This window comes from Burkholderia sp. 9777_1386, assembly GCF_015712265.1.
In the GTDB taxonomy this organism is placed as follows: Bacteria; Pseudomonadota; Gammaproteobacteria; order Burkholderiales; family Burkholderiaceae; genus Burkholderia; species Burkholderia cenocepacia.
This window is the reverse complement of sequence record NZ_JACCQB010000036.1, coordinates 58798-76421: the sequence shown is the minus strand read 5'-3', so window position 1 is coordinate 76421 and position 17624 is coordinate 58798. Positions and strand designations below refer to the sequence as shown.

18 protein-coding genes and 1 tRNA gene are annotated in these 17624 nt (G+C 67.6%); 12 read left to right on the top strand and 7 right to left on the bottom strand.

Annotated features, from left to right (window positions below):
- From H0X91_RS24010 to H0X91_RS23995, 4 genes are all read left to right on the top strand, one after another.
- Nucleotides 1-155: aldehyde dehydrogenase family protein (locus H0X91_RS24010; RefSeq protein ID WP_134256959.1), on the top strand; the 155-nt coding region annotated here is incomplete at its 5' end.
- Between the two features lie 179 nt (nucleotides 156-334).
- A complete protein-coding gene (locus tag H0X91_RS24005) occupies nucleotides 335-1117 on the top strand; it encodes an amino acid ABC transporter substrate-binding protein (protein ID WP_006485790.1) in 783 nt (260 codons plus the stop codon).
- 14 nt (nucleotides 1118-1131) lie between these two features.
- A complete protein-coding gene (locus H0X91_RS24000) occupies nucleotides 1132-1812 on the top strand; it encodes an amino acid ABC transporter permease (RefSeq protein WP_006485773.1) in 681 nt (226 codons plus the stop codon).
- Nucleotides 1809-2567, top strand: a complete 759-nt coding sequence (locus tag H0X91_RS23995) for an amino acid ABC transporter ATP-binding protein (RefSeq protein WP_006485792.1) — start codon at nucleotides 1809-1811, stop codon at nucleotides 2565-2567. Before H0X91_RS24000 ends, H0X91_RS23995 begins: the two co-directional genes overlap by 4 nt.
- 24 nt (nucleotides 2568-2591) lie before the next feature.
- Here H0X91_RS23995 and H0X91_RS23990 read toward each other — a convergent pair whose 3' ends face one another.
- Nucleotides 2592-3407, bottom strand: coding sequence for an alpha/beta fold hydrolase (locus H0X91_RS23990; RefSeq protein WP_006495394.1), 816 nt, complete (start codon nucleotides 3405-3407; stop codon nucleotides 2592-2594).
- Nucleotides 3408-3489: 82 nt separating this feature from the next.
- Here H0X91_RS23990 and H0X91_RS23985 point away from each other — a divergent pair, with 82 nt between their 5' ends.
- Complete coding sequence (locus H0X91_RS23985; protein ID WP_006495393.1) at nucleotides 3490-4104, top strand: CGNR zinc finger domain-containing protein; 615 nt, start codon at nucleotides 3490-3492, stop codon at nucleotides 4102-4104.
- Between the two features lie 36 nt (nucleotides 4105-4140).
- Here H0X91_RS23985 and H0X91_RS23980 read toward each other — a convergent pair whose 3' ends face one another.
- A complete protein-coding gene (locus tag H0X91_RS23980; RefSeq protein WP_196433404.1) occupies nucleotides 4141-5187 on the bottom strand; it encodes a DUF3592 domain-containing protein in 1047 nt (348 codons plus the stop codon).
- Between the two features lie 191 nt (nucleotides 5188-5378).
- Nucleotides 5379-5454 (bottom strand) — tRNA-Lys (locus tag H0X91_RS23975).
- Between the two features lie 190 nt (nucleotides 5455-5644).
- Here H0X91_RS23975 and H0X91_RS23970 point away from each other — a divergent pair.
- Both H0X91_RS23970 and H0X91_RS23965 read left to right on the top strand, forming a co-directional pair.
- Nucleotides 5645-6049: a PaaI family thioesterase gene (locus H0X91_RS23970; protein WP_034201217.1), complete on the top strand. Its 405-nt coding sequence runs from the start codon at nucleotides 5645-5647 to the stop codon at nucleotides 6047-6049.
- 8 nt (nucleotides 6050-6057) lie between these two features.
- Nucleotides 6058-6924: a patatin-like phospholipase family protein gene (locus H0X91_RS23965; RefSeq protein WP_006491411.1), complete on the top strand. Its 867-nt coding sequence runs from the start codon at nucleotides 6058-6060 to the stop codon at nucleotides 6922-6924.
- A gap of 50 nt (nucleotides 6925-6974) precedes the next feature.
- On the opposite strand, the gene H0X91_RS23960 is transcribed toward H0X91_RS23965, so the two are convergent.
- Nucleotides 6975-7988, bottom strand: coding sequence for a D-2-hydroxyacid dehydrogenase family protein (locus H0X91_RS23960; protein ID WP_080331652.1), 1014 nt, complete (start codon nucleotides 7986-7988; stop codon nucleotides 6975-6977).
- A gap of 427 nt (nucleotides 7989-8415) precedes the next feature.
- On the opposite strand from H0X91_RS23960, the gene H0X91_RS23955 reads away from it, so the two are divergent.
- Entirely contained in the window at nucleotides 8416-9465 is a 1050-nt protein-coding gene (locus H0X91_RS23955; RefSeq protein WP_006485796.1) for a LysR family transcriptional regulator, read from the top strand.
- Nucleotides 9466-9594: 129 nt separating this feature from the next.
- Here the strand turns inward: H0X91_RS23955 and H0X91_RS23950 are convergent, their stop codons facing one another.
- From H0X91_RS23950 to dprA, 3 genes are all read right to left on the bottom strand, one after another.
- Nucleotides 9595-12192 carry a DNA topoisomerase III gene (locus tag H0X91_RS23950; RefSeq protein WP_012492332.1) on the bottom strand — a complete coding sequence of 866 codons (2598 nt, stop codon included), beginning with the start codon at nucleotides 12190-12192 and terminating at the stop codon, nucleotides 9595-9597.
- 192 nt (nucleotides 12193-12384) lie between these two features.
- Nucleotides 12385-12765: a thioredoxin family protein gene (locus H0X91_RS23945; RefSeq protein WP_006485786.1), complete on the bottom strand. Its 381-nt coding sequence runs from the start codon at nucleotides 12763-12765 to the stop codon at nucleotides 12385-12387.
- A 36-nt stretch (nucleotides 12766-12801) separates the two neighbouring features.
- A complete protein-coding gene (gene dprA, locus H0X91_RS23940; protein ID WP_196433403.1) occupies nucleotides 12802-14115 on the bottom strand; it encodes a DNA-processing protein DprA in 1314 nt (437 codons plus the stop codon).
- Between the two features lie 185 nt (nucleotides 14116-14300).
- On the opposite strand from dprA, the gene def reads away from it, so the two are divergent.
- The 4 genes from def to htpX all read left to right on the top strand — a co-directional run bounded on the left by def (nucleotide 14301) and on the right by htpX (nucleotide 17550).
- Nucleotides 14301-14804 (top strand): peptide deformylase, encoded by a 504-nt coding sequence (def, locus tag H0X91_RS23935; RefSeq protein ID WP_006485794.1) that lies wholly within the window; start codon nucleotides 14301-14303, stop codon nucleotides 14802-14804.
- 34 nt (nucleotides 14805-14838) lie between these two features.
- Nucleotides 14839-15831 carry a methionyl-tRNA formyltransferase gene (fmt, locus tag H0X91_RS23930; RefSeq protein ID WP_006495388.1) on the top strand — a complete coding sequence of 331 codons (993 nt, stop codon included), beginning with the start codon at nucleotides 14839-14841 and terminating at the stop codon, nucleotides 15829-15831.
- A gap of 120 nt (nucleotides 15832-15951) precedes the next feature.
- Nucleotides 15952-16593: a LysE family translocator gene (locus H0X91_RS23925; protein WP_006495387.1), complete on the top strand. Its 642-nt coding sequence runs from the start codon at nucleotides 15952-15954 to the stop codon at nucleotides 16591-16593.
- 99 nt (nucleotides 16594-16692) lie between these two features.
- Nucleotides 16693-17550 (top strand): zinc metalloprotease HtpX, encoded by an 858-nt coding sequence (htpX, locus tag H0X91_RS23920; protein ID WP_006485774.1) that lies wholly within the window; start codon nucleotides 16693-16695, stop codon nucleotides 17548-17550.
- Nucleotides 17551-17624 lie beyond the last annotated feature (74 nt).

The window sequence follows — 17624 nt, the reverse complement described above, 5'->3', positions numbered from 1 at the left end:
AAGTCGGCAGCGTGAACGTGCGCGAAGTGCCCGGCTATCGGCTCGAACTGACGCCGTTCGGCGGCGTGAAGGATTCGGGGCTCGGCTACAAGGAGGGCGTGCAGGAAGCGATGAAGAGCTTCACGAATACGAAGACGTATTCGCTGCCCTGGTAAGCGGTGTGTAAGATCCCGCGCTGGCCTGGCGGCCGGTGCGGGCGTTATTCGATCGGCTCATATCGTTAGCCGATTTGCGTTTTTGCCGCGCCTCGACGCGTCGGTAGAATTCGCGGACCTCTCGAACGGCGCACGCATGCCGGCGGGATGATTCTCTCCAATCATTCGGGGTCCGCACCATGAAATTCCTCCGCTCCCTCCTGGTCGTCGCGCTGCTGCAGGCCACCGCGGCCACCAGTGCGCTGGCTGCCGACGACCTGTCGCAGATCAAGTCGGCCGGCGTGTTCCGCGTCGGCACCGAAGGCACCTACGCGCCGTTCACGTACCACGACGAGACGGGCAAGCTGACCGGCTTCGACGTCGACATCGCGACCGCGATCGCGCAGCGCCTCGGCGTGAAGCCGCAGTTCGTCGAAGGCAAATGGGACGGGCTGATCGCGGGCCTCGACGTGAACCGCTACGACGCGGTCGTCAACGAAGTGTCGATCACCGATGCGCGCAAGGCGAAATACGATTTCTCGACGCCGTACATCACGTCGCACGCGGTGCTGATCGTGCGCGCGGACAACACGACGATCCGCTCGTTCGACGACCTGAAGGGCAAGAAATCCGCGAACACGCTGACCAGCAATTTCGGCAAGCTCGCGGCCGCGCACGGCGCCGACGTGGTGCCGGTGCAGGGTTTCAATGAATCGATCGACCTGCTGACGTCGGGGCGCGTCGATGCGACGATCAACGATTCGCTGTCGTACCTCGATTTCCGCAAGCACAAGCCCGACGCGAAACTGAAGATCGCGGCGACCGACCAGACCGGCGCGGGCGACGCGTCCGGCGTGCTGCTGCGCAAGGGCAGCCCGGCGCTGGTGGCCGCGATCGACAAGGCGCTCGCGGACATCAAGGCGGACGGCACCTACGCGAAGATCTCGCAGAAATACTTCGGCCGCGACGTGTCGCAGCCGTGACGCGAGGCTGAACGATGCCGGCCTGGCTGCACCTGATGGCGGAATCGCTGCGGCCCCTGCTCGTTGCAGGGCTCGTGTTCACGGTTCCGCTCACGCTCGCGTCGTTCGCGATCGGTTTATTGCTTGCGTTCGGCGCGGCGCTCACGCGGCTGTTCGGGCCGCGCTGGGCGCAGGCCGTCGTGCGGTTCTATATCTGGCTGTTCCGCGGCTCGCCGCTGCTCGTGCAACTGTTCGTGATCTTCTACGGATTGCCGAACGTCGGCATCGTGCTCGATCCGCTGACGGCCGCCGTGATCGGTTTCTCGCTGAACGTCGGCGCATACAACGCGGAAGTGATTCGCGGCGTGATCGAATCGATGCCGAAAGGGCAGTGGGAGGCCGCGTACTCGATGTCGATGACGCGCGCGCAGGCGCTGCGTCGCGCGATCCTGCCGCAGGCCGCGCGCGTCGCGCTGCCCGCGCTGTCGAACTCGTTCATCTCGCTCGTGAAGGACACGTCGCTCGCGGCCGTGTTGACGGTGCCCGAGATCTTCCAGGCCGCGCAACGCATCGCGGCCGTGACCTACGAGCCGCTGATTCTCTATACCGAAGCCGCGCTGATCTATCTGCTGTTCAGCTCGGTGCTGTCCACGCTGCAACGTCGCCTCGAAACCCGCTTCGGCCGGCACGCGCTGTTCCACGCGGAGTTGCGATGATCCGCCTCGAACGCATCGACAAGTCGTTCGGCGCGCATCGCGTGCTGAGCGGAATCGACCTCGCGTTGCAGCCGGGCAGCGTGACCGCGCTGATCGGGCCGTCCGGCAGCGGCAAGAGCACGCTGCTGCGCTGCGTGAACCTGCTCGAAGTGCCGGAGGCGGGTGCGCTGGTTGTCGGTGACGCGCGCATCGACTTCGTGCCGGCGCGCCGGCCGTCGCGCGACGCGGTGTTCGCGGTGCGCAAGCAGACCGGCATGGTGTTCCAGAACTTCCAGTTGTTTCCGCACCTGAGCGTCGTGCAGAACGTGATGGAGGGGCTCGTGACCGTGCAGCGCTGGCCGCGCGAGCGGGCCCGGGAGCGCGCGCTCGCGCTGCTCGACAAGGTCGGCATCGCGGACAAGGCCGACGCATGGCCGGCCACGCTGTCGGGCGGACAGCAGCAGCGCGTGGCGATCGCGCGGGCGCTCGCGCCGTCGCCGCAGGTGCTGCTGTGCGACGAACCGACGTCGGCGCTCGATCCGGAGCTGTCCGTCGAAGTGGTCGAGGTGCTGCGCCAGCTCGCGCGTGAAGGCACGACGATGCTGATGGCCACGCACGACCTGCGCCTCGCCGCGTCGATCGCGCACGATGCGGTGTTTCTCGCCGATGGCCGCATCGTCGAAGCCGGCGCATCGCGCGACCTGTTCGGCCGGCCGCGCGACCCGCGCACCGCGAAGTTCGTCGCGACGCTCGCGCAAGGCGTGCCGGCGTTCTGACGACGCGGCGCGATGGGGGCGCGCTCAGCGTTGCGCGTGCGCGTCGAGCACCGCGGCGACGATCGCTTCGGGCGCATCTTCCTGAACCAGATGGCCCGCGTGCGGCACCCGGATCAACTGGCCGTTCGCGATGCGATCGGCGAGCGCCTGCCCTTGCTCGAGCGGAATCCACGCGTCGTCCTCGCCCCACACGATGCGCACCGGAAAGTCCGGCGGCGCGTAGCGGGCCTCCGCTTCCTCGATGTAGCGCTGGCGCATCTGCGCGATCTGCCGATAGAACGCGGCCTGGCCGGCCGGCGTGAGCCACGGTGCACGGTAGATCGACAGCGCGTCGTCGCTCAGCGGGCGCGCGACCGCATTGCCGAGATAGGCCGACAGAAGCGCGTGATGCGCGTACGCGGGCAGGCCGGTGAACGCGGCTTCGTGCTGCGCGACGTGACGGACGAACGGCGAGCCTTGCGGCGCGATCGCGACCGGGTTCACCAGCGTGAGATCCGCATATGCGATGCCGTCGAGAAAGTGCGCGCGCAGTGCGGTTGCGCCGCCGTAGTCGTGCGCGAGCACGCGCGGCCGCGCGAGTTTCCATTCATTCAGCAGCGCGCCGAACAGCGCGTTCTGGCGACCCAGCGACACGTCCGCGTCCGGCATGTCGGACTGCCCGTAGCCGAGCAGGTCGTAGAAATACACGCGATGGCGCCGCGCGAGCCACGGCGCGATCCGGCGCCATACCTGCGACGAAAACGGCGTGCCGTGCACCAGCACGAGCGGCGGCCCTTCGCCGAGCGTGCCCCATGCAATCCGGTGGCCTTCGAAATTGAAGCGGTTCGGGAGTTCGAGCATCGGCTTCTCCGTGCTAACCTGTTTTGGTTGTTAACAGGTTACGCCGGATTGTCCGGATGTGAAACCGAATAGGTGAAAATAAATGGTTACTCGATCCGACCCGGTGCGACCCCGGCACGAATGGCGCGCGGCCGATTTCGTCGGCGGCCATCCGGCGCTCGACTTCCTCAACACGGTGGCCGACACGGGCAAGACGCGCGCCGAGGACAAGCTCGTCGACTGGCCGGCCGTGCGCGCGTGGGCCGGGAAAGCGGGGTTGCCGGCGCCGGACGATCTGGCGCGGCTGCTACGTCATCCGCGGCAGGACGGCCCCGACGAACTCGCGGCGCTGCGCCGCTTTCGCGAAGACGCGTACGTCGCGATCGCACATCTGACGGCTGAAGGTGGCGGCAGCGCGGGCGCGCGCGCGGCGGAGCGGCTCGCGGTGGCGATCCGCGACGCGATCGGGCGCAGCGCATTCGATGCGGTCGGCGGCCGCTTCGCGTGGCGGCCCGATGCGCGGGCCGCGTCGCGCTGGGTCGATGCGATCGCGCTCGGTTTCGAAGATCTGATGCGCAGCGACGATTTCGCGCGGGTGCGGCAGTGCGGCCGGTGTACGTGGTTCTTCGTCGATCGCGGCCGCGGCGTCGGGCGACGGTGGTGCGACATGCGCACGTGCGGGAACCGCGCGAAGGTGGAGGCGTTCAGGGAGCGGTGACACGCGCGCTGCGGCGGCTGCCGCGCCGCGCGTGCGTCATTGAGCAGTGCCGTGCGGCCGATGGCCGGGCCATAGCGTCGCGGCGACGAACAGCCCGGCCGCCAGGAACGGCGCACCGATCGCGAACAGGATGGCCGTCAGGCCCCAGCGATCCCAGAAGCGGTCGACGAGCGCACGCTCGGGCGTGACGGGGTCGTACAGCACGTTGACCGCGTCGCCTTCGTGCAGGCCCGGGTGCGACGACGCCGAGCCCTGCGCGAACGTGATCAGCCGCCCGCTGTCGGTCGTGAACGCGACGACGGCCGAATACAGTGACGTGCGCGACCGTGACGACCGCCCGTTTTTCGCGATCTCGACCACATGGCCGGTCGAGCGCGCATAGTGATGGACGATCTGCCACTGACGCAGGCCGGCCGCGCCGGCGCCGGCGAGGAAGCCCGTGCCGATCGCGATCGGAATCAGCACGATCGCGACATCCCAGCGACGCCGTGCCGGCGTGTGCGCGACGCGGCGCGGCGCCGGGTCCGATTGCCGGTGGCGACGCTCGCGGGCAATCAGCAGGCCGCCGATCGCGAACGACGCGACGGCGAGCAGCGCCGGCACGGCCGCCGGAAACCAGCGTTGCGTGAAATCGTCGATCAGCGCGGGGCGCTCGGGGTGCGCGGGGTCGAGCAGGACGTCGACGTTTTCGCCGATGTCGTAGGCGGGGACCGTCGACGCGGTATTGCCGGCGACTTCGCGGCGCTGGCCGTCGTTCGCGAGGTACGCGACGATCGGCCGGTACGCGTGCATCGCGTCGCTGTCCTGGACGATGCGCACGACCGTGCCCGGCGCGCGGACCAGATTGCCCGGTTCCCGGCCGGCCGTGATGGCGAGCACGCCGGCCAGCACGAACAGGACGACGCCGATCATCAGTGCGAGCAGCGCGTCCTTACCGGGCATGACGCGATCCGGTTCGTGCGCCGTGCGGAGTCGGGTGTGTCCGGATGCACGGCCCATCGCGACGGACGGGCCGATATCGGCGCAACCATGCCCTCTGAATGGTCGCGTCTCGTTCACATGCTTCCATGTCTGACGTCCCATGTTCTCTCAGTGCCGGCGGGCAAACGACGAACCCTGCGCCGGTCGTGTGATATTTGTCGGAGGATTCTAGCGGAAACGATGTGCAACGGGCGTGCGCTCGCGTATCGCCGCCAAAGGCGCGCGCCGCGACGAATGCGGCGGCCAAAACGGAAAAGGCCGGTCAGCTTTCGCTGACCGGCCTTTGGAATTCCTGGTGGGGCGTGAGTGACTCGAACACTCGACCTACGGATTAAGAGTCCGCTGCTCTACCAACTGAGCTAACGCCCCCAACAGAAGAAAGATTATGCCGGGGTTTTCAGGACATGGCAAGCCCTTTGTGCAAATTTCCTGAAAATATTTCGTCAAGACAACCGCGGCTGTCAGCGCGGTAACGAGCGATCGCAGTTTGCGCGCTCCCGGTATGATGACGCCACACGCGTTGCGCGGCGGTCGCGCAACGTTTTCTGGACATCCGAAGATGGACGAAAACGCAGTCCGCGAATTGCTGGATCGCCTGCTGGCCCCGTGGGTCCGCTCGCTGGGTCTGGTCCCCGTGTCGATCGGCGATGACAGCGTCACGCTGCGCCTGCCGTTTTCCGGCGAGTTCCGCCATTCGGGCGGCATCATCTGCGGCCAGGTGTTCACGGCGGCCGCCGACACCGCGATGGTGGTCGCGATCTCGTCGGCGCTCGGCGAATTCCGGCCGATGACGACGGTGTCGCTGAACACGAACTTCATGCGTCCCGTGCGCAAGGGCGACGTGCTCGTCACCGCGCGCGTGCTGCGGATGGGCCGCAACCTCGTGTTCGGCGAAGTCGAGCTGTTCGACGAGGACGGCAAGATGGCCGTTCACGCGACGTCGACCTACGCGCTCGTCAGCTGAGCGGCGCGATGTTCGACCAGATCGTATTCGCGGGCGGCGGCAATCGCTGCTGGTGGCAGGCCGGCTTCTGGGACGTCGCGCGGCCGGCCCTCGACCTGCGCCCGCGCGTGATCACCGGCATCTCGGCCGGCGCGGCCACCGCCTGCATGCTGTATACACGCGACGCCGCGTGGGTGATGCGCTATTACGAAGAAGCGCTGCGCCACAACCGGAAGAATGCGTACTGGGGCAACCTGTTCGGGCGCGAGCCCGTGTTTCCGCATTACCGGATCTATCGTCAGGCGCTGCTCGACATTTACGGCGAGCCGTTCGCGAAGCTCGCCACGGCGCCGGAGATCCGCATCGGCGTGTCGCACGTGCCGCGCTGGCTCGGCGCGCGCAGCGCCGTCGCGGCCGGCCTCGTCGCATACAACATCGAGAAGTACGTGCGCAAGACGCTGCACCCGACGCTCGGGCGCACGCTCGGTTTCCGGCCCGAATTCGTGCGGGCGCAGGCTTGCACGCAAGTCGACGAGCTCGCCGACCTGATCCTGCAGTCGTCCTGCACGCCGCCGTTCACGCCGGTGCTGCGGCGTGGCGGCCGGCCGGTGCTCGACGGCGGGATGGTCGACAACGTGCCGGTCGATGCGCTCGATCCGTCGCCGGGCGACGTGCTGGTGCTCGTTACGCGGCTGTACCCGCGTCCGCAGATGTTCACGGTCGCGCATGGCGACCAGCGGCGGCTGTACGTGCAGCCGTCGAGCAAGGTACCGATTTCGAGCTGGGACTACACGAGCCCGTCGCAGATGCGGCATGCGTACGATCTCGGACGGCGCGACGGCGAGCACTTCCTTGCGCGCGTCGGCGCGATGACGGGCGGCCGCGTGGCCGCCTGACGAGCGGGGAATGAAACGGTGGGGCCGCGCGGCGCGCGCGGCCCGTGCGATCAGCGCTTGCGGATCGGCGTCAGCGCTTCCGGGTTGGCGAGGCTTGACATGTCGCCGTCGTCGAACGCGAGAATGTTGCGGAATGCGGCGCTGAAATACAGTTCGTAGCTTTCGCGTTCGACGTAGCCGATGTGCGGCGTGCAGATCACGTTTTCCATCCGCAGCAGGCTGTAGCCCTGCAGGATCGGCTCGCTTTCGAACACGTCGATCGCGACCATCCCCGGACGGTTGTGCGACAGCGCGTTGACGAGCGCGTTTTCCTCGAGCAGCTCGGCGCGGCTCGTATTGACGAGCAGCGACGTCGGCTTCATCCGCATCAGGTCTTCCTGCTTCACGATGCCGCGCGTGTCGTCATGCAGGCGCAGGTGCAGCGACAGCACGTCGCTCTGCTCGAACAGCGCTTCGCGGCTGGCGGCGGCCGTGTAGCCGTCGGCGCGTGCGGCTTCGAGCGAATGCTCGCGGCCCCATACCAGCACGTTCATCCCGAACGCCTTGCCGTAACCGGCGACGAGCCGGCCGATCTTCCCGTAGCCCCAGATGCCGAGCGTCTGGCCGCGCAGCACTTGGCCGAGGCCGAAGTTCGGCGGCAGCGCCGACGTCTTCAGGCCCGACTGCTGCCACGCGCCTTGCTTCAGGTTCGCGACGTATTGCGGAATGCGGCGCTGGGCGGCCATCACGAGCGCCCAGGTCAGCTCGGCCGGCGCGACCGGCGAACCGGTGCCTTCGAGCACCGCGATGCCGCGGTCGGTACACGCGTCGAGATCGATGTGGCTCGACACGCGGCCGGTCTGGCTGATCATGCGCAGGTTCGGCAGCTTCGACAGCAGCTGCGAGGTAATCGGGGTCCGTTCACGAATCAGCACGAGCGCCTCGACTTCCGCCAGACGGCTGGCGAGCTGTCCCAGGCCGCGCACCGTATTGTTGAAGACCTTTACGTCGTGGCCGGCGAGCATCTCGAAGCAGTTCAGCTTGCGGACGGCGTCCTGGTAGTCGTCGAGGATGGCAATTTTCATGGTGAACGGGGTGTCGCGCGTTGAAAGCGGCCGTGGCGGTGGCGCACGTTGCGCGCCCGTCCCGCCCGGCCGGGGCCGACATGATGCAACGTCGGCCGCCTTCGCGGTGTCTTTTTAACAGGTTGTTACGCTCCGCCGCAATCGGCGCCGGCCACACCCGGCGCCGCTCCTGCGCCGTGCGACGGGGTGCGCTGTTGTGTCGCATCAAATAGGTCCTTCCTGATTCGGCCACTTCCTCGACGAGGTTCACCCAATTGTTGCTCCAAGCAGAATAATTGGATCAACTATCCGCGGAAGCCGAGGATTTTTGACTATTTTTATCGTCAACCGGCCCCTTGTTGAGCAACTCTGCATCATTTCCGCTGTCGTAGGAGAATTACGCATTTGCTTCATCTTTTTGAAGTTGTAACAGCGGCAGGAGTCGTTTATGGATCATTTGCAGTCGATGCGCGTGTTCGTCAAGGTTGCAGATCTCGGCAGTTTCGCGCGGGCCGCGAGCGCAATGGATATCTCCAACGCGGTCGCGACGCGCCACGTCGCCGATCTGGAAGGCCGGCTCGGCACGCGTTTGCTTAACCGCACCACGCGCAGCCTCTCCCTGACGGAGTCGGGTCAGGTCTATCTGGAGCGTGCCCGCCAGATCCTCGACGAGCTCGAGGATGTCGAGCAGATGGTCGTCGCACGCAATCACGAGCCGGTCGGCACGCTGCGCATCGTTGCGCCGGTCGTGTTCGGCCTGCACAACCTCGCGCCCGTGCTGCAGTCGTACACGGAGAATTTCCCGAAGGTGGTGCCGGATCTCACGCTGGTCGACCGGCAGGTCGATCTCGTCGAGGAAGGCTTCGACGTCGGCATCGTCGTCACGCGCCAGATGCGCAGCGCGAGCATCGTCACGCGGCGCCTGACCACCGGCTGCATGACCGTGTGCGCGACGCCGAGCTATCTGGAGAAGCACGGCGTGCCGACGCATCCGGAACAGCTCGCCGAGCATCCGGCGCTGAGCCTGCCGACCGAATACTGGGGCGACGAGCGCGTGTTCACGGGGCCGGACGGCGAAGTGCGCGTGCGCCCGACCAACGTGATCGTCGCGAACAACACCGCGATGCTGCGCCAGTTCGCGTTGCTCGGGATGGGGGTCGCGATCCTGCCGAGCTACCTGATCGGCAGCGACATCGCGCGCGGCGCGCTCGTGCGGCTGCTGCCGGATTTCCGGCTGCCGCAGGTCGAGATCAACATTGCCTACCCGAGCCGGCGCCATCTGCCGGCGAAGGTGCGCACGTTCATCGACCATCTCGTCGAGCATTTCAGCCATTCGACCGACGCGATGATGGGCGAACAGTGGGCCGCGCAGGGCGCGACGCTGCCGCCGATCGGCGTCGAGATGCGTGCCGAGCAGCCCGAATCGACCGATCCGAACCTGCAGCCGCGTCTGGCGCGTTCGCCGCGCACGCGCGTGGCGGTGCCGTCGCCGCTGTAACGGCTCGGCGGCCCAGGCCCGGCAGCGCCCCAGCCGGCACAAAAAAAACGCGGATCGTTCGATCCGCGTTTTTTTATGGCTGCGGGCCGGCGCCGGACGCGCCGCAGGCGGCGCCCGGCGGTCGGGCCGTCACGAACCCGTCTTGCGCGCCGTGGTTTTGCGGGCGGCGGTCTTGCGGGCCGGTGCCGGTTTCTCCTCGGCGCCTTCCGTCACGGTTTCGGCGTCCTTCGTCGCCGATTTGGCCGTCTTCTTCGCGGCGGCGGCTTTCGGCTCCTTCTTCTCGAACTCGAAACCGATCTTGCCGTCCGGCTGCTTCACGAGGAACGCCTTGAAGTTGCGGCCGGTGCGCGACGACTTGAAGTTCGGCAGCAGATCCGTGCGGCCGTCGGCCAGCAGCTTGCCCATCTGCTCGCGCGTGATTTCCTGTTGCAGGATCACCTTGCCCGAGCGGAAGTCGCAGGTCTTCGGGTTCGCGACCGAGTGCTCGCACACGTAGCTCATCCCGTGCTCGAACACGCGGCCCTTGCACTTCGGGCACGCGCCGACCGGTTCCTGCGCGGAGAAGTCGGGCGCTTCGCCTTCCTCGCCGCCCTGGTCCTGGCCGAAATCGAACTCGAGCTTGTAGTTCTTCGTCTCGTCGTCGAAGGACAGCTTGAGGATCGCGGAGAACGGGCGCCCCATCTTGCTGCGGAACCCGGACAGCGGCCCGATTTCCTTCTTCTGCAGCAGCTCCTCGACTTCCGGAATCTCGAACTGCCGGCTGCCCGGGATCTTCGAGATCGAGAAGTCGCACTTCGTGCACGCGAAGCGGCGGTAGTTTTCCTTCACCTGGCCGCCGCAGTTCGGGCACGGCGTCTCGAGCGTCGCGTAGTCGCCGGGGATCGTGTCGGAATCGTATTCCTTCGCGCGCTTGACGATCTGCTGCGTCATGCGGGCGATTTCCTGCATGAACGCGTCGCGGCCGAGATTGCCGCGCTCCATCTGCGACAGCTTGTATTCCCATTCGCCGGTGAGCTCGGGCGCGGTGAGTTCCTTCACGCCGAGGCCGCGCAGCAGCGTCATCAGCTGGAATGCCTTTGCGGTCGGGATCAGTTCGCGGCCCTCGCGCAGCAGGTACTTCTCGCCGAGCAGGCCTTCGATGATCGCCGCGCGCGTCGCCGGCGTGCCGAGACCTTTCGCGGCCATCGCCTCGCGCAACTCGTCGTCCTCGACCAGCTTGCCGGCGCCTTCCATCGCGGACAGCAGCGTCGCTTCCGAGTAGCGTGCGGGCGGCTTGGTCACGAGCGCGACGGCGGCGATTTCGTCCGTTTTCACCTTCTCGTCCTTCTGCACCGGCACGAGGTTCGCGTCCGCGCCTTCGGCGTCGCGGCCGTACACCTGCAGCCAGCCCGGTTCGACGAGCACCTTGCCTTCGGTCTTGAAGTGATGCCCGGCGACTTCGGTGATGCGCGTCGTCACGCGGAATTCGGCGGCCGGGAAGAACACCGCGAGGAAGCGCTTCACGACCATGTCGTACAGCTTCTGCTCCGGCTCGGACAGCGACTTCGGCGCCTGCAGCGTCGGGATGATGGCAAAGTGATCGCTGATCTTCGAGTTGTCGAAGATCCGCTTGTTCGGCTTCACCCAGCCCTTGTCGAGCACCTGCTTGGCATGCGGCAGGTAGTTGTGGCTCTCCTTGAGCATCTCGAGCGTGGACTGGACCGTCGACAGGTAGTCTTCCGGCAGCGCGCGCGCGTCGGTACGCGGGTAGGTCAGCACCTTGTGCTTTTCATACAGCGCCTGGGCGAGGCCGAGCGTGTTCTTCGCGGAGAAGCCGAAGCGGCTGTTCGCCTCGCGCTGCAGGCTCGTCAGGTCGAACAGCAGCGGCGACAGCTGCGTCGACGGCTTCGATTCCTCGGACACCGTGCCGACCTGGTCGCGGCAGGCGGCGACGATCGTTTCGGCGGCCGGCAGGCTCCACAGGCGGGAATCGCGCTTTTCCGGATCGAATTCGTCGCGCTTGAATTTCGGGTCGAACCACTTGCCTTCGTAGAAGCCGCCCGCGCACGCGAATTCGGCTTTCACTTCCCAGTAGTCGCGCGGGATGAAGCGGCGGATTTTCTCTTCGCGTTCGACGACGATCGACAACGTTGGCGTCTGAACGCGACCGACGGTGGTCAGGAAGAAGCCGCCGCCCTTGCTGTTGAACGCGGTCATCGCGCGGGTGCCATTGATCCCGACGAGCCAGTCGGCTTCCGAGCGGCAGCGTGCGGCGTCGGCGAGCGGCTGCATGTCGGAGTCGCTGCGCAGGTTCGCGAAACCGTCGCGGATCGCCTGCGGCGTCATCGATTGCAGCCACAGGCGCTGGACCGGCTGCTTGGCCTTCGCGTGCTGCGCGATCAGGCGGAAAATCAGCTCGCCTTCGCGCCCCGCGTCACATGCGTTGATCAGGCGGTCGACGTCCTTGCGCTTCATCAGCTTCGTGAGCACCTTGAGGCGCGACTCGCTTTTTGCGATCGGGTTCAGGTCGAAATGCGGGGGAATGACGGGCAGGTGCGCGAAGCTCCATTTCCCGCGCTTGACCTCGTACTCTTCCGGGGCGGCGATTTCCAGCAGGTGGCCGACAGCGGACGAAAGGACGAAATCGTCGCTCTCGTAATACTCGTCATGCTTGGTAAAGCCGCCCAAAGCGCGTGCGATGTCGTTCGCGACAGAAGGCTTTTCCGCAATGATCAGTGCTTTGGACATGACAGGTGTGTGTTGGTAGACCGGGTTCGCCGGTTGTGGGTCCCTTTTACGACCGCTTTATAGCACACGCCGCAGCGACGGCGGCTCGGCGTGTAAAAAGCGGCTCATCATAGAGGGGGGCCGCAACGGCGGCAAGCGTCCGACGCGGCGGCGCGCGCAAACGGGCGCAAAACCGCCGGGCCGGCCGCGAATTCAGGCTTCGACGTTCAGGACGTCGCGCAATTTCGGTGCGTGCGGCGCACCTGGCACCGCGCTCAGGTCGGACAGCATGCGCTCGACGATCGCCGCGTGCGGCAGCACCGTGCCGAAGAAGCGCGCGGTGTGGGCATCCTCGATCAGGATGGTCGGGAAGTTCTCGACGTCGAGATCGTCGAGCCGGTCGGCGTGGGTTTCGATGTCGATCCAGGCGAAGCAGGCGTCCGGATGCGCGTCGGCGAGCTGGTCGAAGGCGGTGCGGTAGTCGCGGCACGTGCCGCACCACTCGGCGCACAGGCAGGCGACCAGCAACGTGCCGGGATCGGCGAGGCGCTCGGCGATCCGATCGGCATCGGTGTCGAGATTCAGCGCGGGCATGGCATTCCTTGGGTAGCGTCGGCGGCCGGGCCGCCCCTATGCCGGGGAATGTAGCACGCCCCGCGTGGAGGGGGTGGGCGCTGCGTCAAGCCGCGCGAAGCGGCCGCCGGCGACGCTCGCGACGCGGCCGGCCAGTTCCAGCGCGAGCAGCGCGCCATGCAGCACGTCGTCGGACAGGCCGCTGTGTTCGGCCAGCCATTCGTATGTCACGGGGCCGTATCCCAGGGCGGCGAGCACCGCTCGTTCCGACGGATTGCCTGGTGGAGCGGCTTCGATTGAGGCCGGTGCGGTGGTCGCCGCCGTGCGATTCGCCTGCGCGATGCCGGCAGTTTCAGGTTCGCGGAGCGCGTCGGTGTTCGAGCCCTGATTGCCGGCTCGCATTGCGCCGCTCGTTGCGCGCGCCGCCGGTTCGTCCAGCCCGTATTCCTCGAGCACGTCGAGCGGCGCCGCGGTGAGCTTCGCGCCGTCGCGGATCAGCGCGTGGCAGCCCTGCGCGAGCGGCGCGTGGATCGAACCGGGTATCGCGAACACGTCGCGCCCCAATTCGTTCGCGAGCCGCGCGGTGATCAGCGAGCCCGAGCGCGGAGCGGCCTCGACGACGAGCGCGCCGATCGCGAGCGCGGCGATCAGCCGGTTGCGCTGCGGGAAATGCGCGGCGCGGGCCGGCGTGCCGAGCGGCCACTCCGACACGATCGCGCCGTGTGCGGCGATCTCGTGGGCGAGCGCGCGGTGCCGCGCCGGATAGACGAGATCGGCGCCCGTCGCGATCACCGCGACGGTGCCCGACCGGCCGTCGAGCCCGCCACGGTGCGCGGCGCCGTCGATCCCGAGCGCCAGGCCCGAGACGATCGTGAGGCCCGCGTCGGACAACGTGCGGGCGAACTGCGTGGCGTCGGCGAGCCCTTGCGGCGCCGCATGGCGGCTGCCGACCACGGCGAGGCCGCGTGCGTGCAGCAGCTCGAGCCCTCCCTTTACATATAGCAGCGGCGGCGGATCGTGCAGGTCGCGCAGCCGCGGCGGGTAGGCCGGATCGCTCAGCGTGACGAGCACGTTGCCCGGCCCGTCGAGCCACGCAAGCGCGGCGGCGGTGCGCGTATCGAGATCGTCGCGCTCGCTCATGCGCACGGCCTGCGCGGCGGCGGGGCTGCTCACGGTGGCGATCGCCTCGTCGGACGCGCGCAGCAACGCCTCCGGCGAGCCGAATGCCGCGAGCAGCAGTTGCAGCACGGCAGGCGAGAGGCCGGGCGCATGCGCGAACTGCAGCCATGCGCGCAGCGCGGCGGGCGTCAGCGCTTGCGGCGACATGAGGCGGCCCTCGAATGCGGCGGCCAGCGAAGCGCGTGGCGCCATGATAAAATTTTCATCATCCGAAATACTCGACAGGGCCGTGCGCGCAGGCGCCCGGCCGATTGCAGGAGGCGCGATCCGCGGCATTGATATGCCACGCATCCGCCTCATCTTCATTGCATCCCGGCGGCGGCGCCAGCCGGCCGGATGGCCGATGCGGCACGCCGCTCCACCGAATACCGAACACCATGGCTTTGCTCAATATTCTTCATTACCCCGACAAGCGGCTGCACAAGGTCGCGAAGCCCGTCGACAAGGTCGACGACCGGATCCGCAAGCTCGTCGCCGACATGGCCGAGACCATGTACGCGGCGCCCGGCATCGGCCTGGCGGCCACGCAGGTCGACGTGCACGAGCGCGTGATCGTGATCGACGTCTCCGAGGAGAAGAACGAGCTGCGCGCGTTCATCAACCCGGAAATCGTGTGGTCGAGCGACGCGAAGCAGACTTATGAAGAAGGCTGCCTGTCGGTGCCCGGCATCTACGACGAAGTCGAGCGTCCCGACCACGTGCGCGTGCGTGCGCTCAACGAGCAGGGCGAGACGTTCGAGCTCGACTGCGAGGGCCTGCTCGCCGTGTGCGTCCAGCACGAGATGGATCACCTGATGGGCCGCGTGTTCGTCGAATACCTGTCGCCGCTCAAGCAGACGCGCATCAAGACGAAGATGAAGAAACTCGAACGCGCGATGTGATGCGCGTGCACCCAGCCCGACCCCGAACGCTGTCATGACCCATACGTTGCGCGTGATTTTTGCCGGCACGCCGGAATTCGCCGCGGCTGCCCTTGCCGCGATCCACGAGGCCGGTTTCCCGGTGCCGCTCGTGCTTACCCAGCCCGATCGCCCGGCCGGCCGCGGGATGAAACTCCAGGCCAGTGCCGTGAAGCGCTACGCCGTCGAGCACGGGATGACCGTCGCGCAACCGCCGTCGCTGCGTCGCGCCGGCAAGTACCCGGCGGAGGCGGCCGACGCGATCGAACTGCTGCGCACGACGCCGCACGACGTGATGGTGGTGGCCGCGTACGGCCTGCTGCTGCCGCAGGAGGTGCTCGACATCCCGCGCGCGGGCTGCATCAACATCCACGCGTCGCTGCTGCCGCGCTGGCGCGGCGCCGCGCCGATCCATCGGGCGATCGAGGCCGGCGACGCCGAGACGGGCGTCACGCTGATGCAGATGGACGTCGGCCTCGACACCGGCGCGATGATCGAGGAGGCGCGCATCGCGATCGCGCCCGACGATACGACCGCGACGCTGCACGACCGCCTCGCCGCCGACGGCGCGCGGCTGATCGTCGACGCGCTCGTGCGGCTCGAGCGCGACGGCACGCTGCCGGCGACGCCGCAGCCCGCCGACGGCGTGACCTACGCGGAAAAGATCGGCAAGCACGAAGCGGCGCTCGACTGGCGCAAGCCGGCCGACGTACTCGCGCGCCAGGTGCGTGCATTCGATCCGTTCCCGGGCGGCGTCGCGACGCTCGACGGCGCGGCCATCAAGCTGTGGGCGGCCGAGCCCGTGGCGGCGCGCGGCACGATGGCCAACGCGGCGCCCGGCACGATCGTCGAAGCCGCGCCGGAAGGCGTGGTGGTCGCATGCGGCAGCGGCGCGCTGCGCGTCACTCAGTTGCAGAAGCCGGGCGGCAAGCGGCTGCCCGCGCGCGAATTCCTCGCCGGTTCGCCGCTCGCCGCGGGCCAGCGGTTCGCGCTGCCCGACGTCGACTGACACGGCCTGAGCGCCATTCGACCCGGTCTGCCGGCCCGGCGCAACTGGCCGGACGGCCGAGTCGCGCGGTGCGGCAGGCGCGCGTAGAATTTCCCTGCGCTCTCCGGTTTCGAGGTTTTCATGTTCGGCATCACCCATTTCGGCTTCTTCGTGTTCGCGGTTTTCCTGCTGAACGTCACGCCCGGCCCTGATACGGCCTACATCGTCGGCCGCAGCGTCGCGCAGGGGCGCGGCGCGGGGCTGATGTCGGCGTTCGGCATTTCGGCCGGCTGCTGCGTTCACGCGCTCGCCTGCGCGTTCGGCCTGACCGCGCTGCTGGCCGCGTCGGCCACCGCGTTCACGGTGATCAAGCTGGTCGGCGCCGCCTACCTGATCTATCTCGGCGTGCGGATGATCATCGCGAAGCAGGCCGGCGCGCCGTCGGGCGCCGCAGCCGCGCAGGCCGCGGCCGCCAAGCCGCTGCGCCAGCTGTTCATGCAGGGCTTCTGGACCAACGTGCTGAATCCGAAGGTCGTGCTGTTCTTCGTGTCGTTCTTCCCGCAGTTCGTCTCGGCCGACAGTCCGCACAAGGCATGGGCGTTCCTGACCCTCGGCGCGGTGTTCGTCGCGATGAGCACGGTCTGGACGAGCCTGGTCGCGTGGGTGGCGGGCAGCGTCACACAGCGCTTTTCCGGCAAGCCGGGCGTCAAGAAGTGGCTCGACCGCACGGTCGGCAGCGCGTTCGTCGGCCTCGGACTTCGTCTTGCAACGTCGCAACGCTGAGATTGAATTTTTCCGGCAAGACCTTATCTAACAAATCGCTTACAATTTTCCACCGCGCCCTGTGATGCGCGGCGGTCCCCTGACGGATAAGGAGTGGGTATGTTCAATTGGGTCAAAACGGCGATGCTGATGGCCGCGATCACGGCCCTGTTCATCGTGATCGGCGGGATGATCGGCGGCTCGCGCGGCATGACGATCGCGCTGCTGTTCGCGCTCGGCATGAATTTCTTCTCGTACTGGTTCTCGGACAAGATGGTGCTGCGCATGTACAACGCGCAGGAAGTCGACGAGAACACGGCGCCGCAGTTCTACCGGATGGTGCGCGAGCTGGCCACGCGCGCGAACCTGCCGATGCCGCGCGTCTACCTGATCAACGAGGATGCGCCGAACGCGTTCGCGACGGGCCGCAACCCCGAGCACGCGGCGGTCGCCGCGACGACGGGTATCCTGCGCGTGCTGTCGGAGCGCGAGATGCGCGGGGTGATGGCGCACGAGCTCGCGCACGTGAAGCACCGCGACATCCTGATCTCGACGATCACCGCGACGATGGCGGGTGCGATCTCGGCACTCGCGAACTTCGCGATGTTCTTCGGCGGGCGCGACGAGAACGGCCGGCCGGCCAACCCGATCGCGGGTATCGCGGTCGCGCTGCTCGCGCCGATCGCGGGCGCCTTGATCCAGATGGCGATTTCGCGGGCCCGCGAGTTCGAGGCCGACCGCGGCGGCGCGCAGATTTCCGGCGATCCGCAGTCGCTCGCCACCGCGCTCGACAAGATTCATCGCTATGCGGCGGGCATTCCGTTCCAGGCGGCCGAGGCCCATCCGGCCACCGCGCAGATGATGATCATGAACCCGCTGCACGGCGGCGGCCTGCAGAACCTGTTCTCGACGCACCCGGCCACCGAGGAACGCATCGCACGCCTGATGGAGATGGCGCGCACCGGCCGCTTCGATTGACCTCCGGTGTACCGCGCGGCTGATGTCGCGCGGAGGCCCCCTTGCCACCCCGCATGCGCCGTGCTGCGGGGTGT

What these genes read in the sequence shown, in the direction of transcription:
- H0X91_RS23950 (WP_012492332.1), bottom strand. Translation starts at nt 12,192, where the DNA reads ATGTCCAAAGCACTGATCATTGCGGAAAAGCCTTCTGTCGCGAACGAC.
- htpX (WP_006485774.1), top strand. Translation starts at nt 16,693, where the DNA reads ATGTTCAATTGGGTCAAAACGGCGATGCTGATGGCCGCGATCACGGCC.
- fmt (WP_006495388.1), top strand. Translation starts at nt 14,839, where the DNA reads ATGACCCATACGTTGCGCGTGATTTTTGCCGGCACGCCGGAATTCGCC.
- H0X91_RS23960 (WP_080331652.1), bottom strand. Translation starts at nt 7,988, where the DNA reads ATGAAAATTGCCATCCTCGACGACTACCAGGACGCCGTCCGCAAGCTG.
- H0X91_RS23990 (WP_006495394.1), bottom strand. Translation starts at nt 3,407, where the DNA reads ATGCTCGAACTCCCGAACCGCTTCAATTTCGAAGGCCACCGGATTGCA.
- H0X91_RS23995 (WP_006485792.1), top strand. Translation starts at nt 1,809, where the DNA reads ATGATCCGCCTCGAACGCATCGACAAGTCGTTCGGCGCGCATCGCGTG.
- H0X91_RS23980 (WP_196433404.1), bottom strand. Translation starts at nt 5,187, where the DNA reads ATGGGACGTCAGACATGGAAGCATGTGAACGAGACGCGACCATTCAGA.
- H0X91_RS23945 (WP_006485786.1), bottom strand. Translation starts at nt 12,765, where the DNA reads ATGCCCGCGCTGAATCTCGACACCGATGCCGATCGGATCGCCGAGCGC.
- dprA (WP_196433403.1), bottom strand. Translation starts at nt 14,115, where the DNA reads ATGGCGCCACGCGCTTCGCTGGCCGCCGCATTCGAGGGCCGCCTCATG.
- H0X91_RS23965 (WP_006491411.1), top strand. Translation starts at nt 6,058, where the DNA reads ATGTTCGACCAGATCGTATTCGCGGGCGGCGGCAATCGCTGCTGGTGG.
- H0X91_RS24005 (WP_006485790.1), top strand. Translation starts at nt 335, where the DNA reads ATGAAATTCCTCCGCTCCCTCCTGGTCGTCGCGCTGCTGCAGGCCACC.
- def (WP_006485794.1), top strand. Translation starts at nt 14,301, where the DNA reads ATGGCTTTGCTCAATATTCTTCATTACCCCGACAAGCGGCTGCACAAG.
- H0X91_RS23955 (WP_006485796.1), top strand. Translation starts at nt 8,416, where the DNA reads ATGGATCATTTGCAGTCGATGCGCGTGTTCGTCAAGGTTGCAGATCTC.
- H0X91_RS23925 (WP_006495387.1), top strand. Translation starts at nt 15,952, where the DNA reads ATGTTCGGCATCACCCATTTCGGCTTCTTCGTGTTCGCGGTTTTCCTG.
- H0X91_RS23970 (WP_034201217.1), top strand. Translation starts at nt 5,645, where the DNA reads ATGGACGAAAACGCAGTCCGCGAATTGCTGGATCGCCTGCTGGCCCCG.
- H0X91_RS23985 (WP_006495393.1), top strand. Translation starts at nt 3,490, where the DNA reads ATGGTTACTCGATCCGACCCGGTGCGACCCCGGCACGAATGGCGCGCG.
- H0X91_RS24000 (WP_006485773.1), top strand. Translation starts at nt 1,132, where the DNA reads ATGCCGGCCTGGCTGCACCTGATGGCGGAATCGCTGCGGCCCCTGCTC.